This is a genomic window from Herbaspirillum sp. GCM10030257, from assembly GCF_042666555.1.
Taxonomy (GTDB): Bacteria; Pseudomonadota; Gammaproteobacteria; order Burkholderiales; family Burkholderiaceae_D; genus Noviherbaspirillum.
Window position 1 is genome coordinate 1 of sequence record NZ_JBHTDH010000139.1, and the last position, 569, is coordinate 569.

1 protein-coding gene is annotated in these 569 nt (G+C 62.6%); it reads left to right on the forward strand.

Annotated elements, in window-relative coordinates; genetic code table 11:
- On the forward strand, nucleotides 1–569 hold a 569-nt coding region (locus tag ACFQUU_RS29445; RefSeq protein ID WP_382252199.1), incomplete at both ends, for a phosphopantetheine-binding protein.

Here is a 569-nt window from a genome sequence, read left to right on the forward strand (position 1 = left end):
GTGGCGTACTACACGGAAGACGAGCCGGGTACGGTGCAAGTGGAAGGCATGCGCCTGCACCTGTCGGCCATGCTGCCCGAGTACATGGTGCCGGCGGCCTATGTCGCACTCGATGCACTGCCGCTGAACGCGAACGGCAAGCTCGACCGCAAGGCGCTGCCGGCGCCGGACGGCGATGCGTATGCGGTGCGTGCGTACGAAGCACCGCAAGGCGAAGTCGAAACCGCACTGGCCACGATCTGGGCCGAAGTACTGAATCTCGACAGTCAACAGATAGGACGCAACGACCACTTCTTTGACCTGGGCGGCCACTCATTGCTGGCCATGCGGGTGGTGTCGCGCATCCGTGAAGTGCTGGATGTTGAAGTCGGCGTGACCGGGTTGTTCGAGCATCCGCTGCTGATTAATCTCGCGCAATCGGTTGCCAAAGCTGGGCGCAGCAACCTGCCTGCCATTACGGTAGTGTCGCGGGAAGAGCCGCTGCCCTTGTCGTATGCGCAGCAGCGGCTGTGGTTCCTGTCGCAGATGCAAGGGGTGAGTCAGGCGTATCACATGCCGATGGGCCTGCG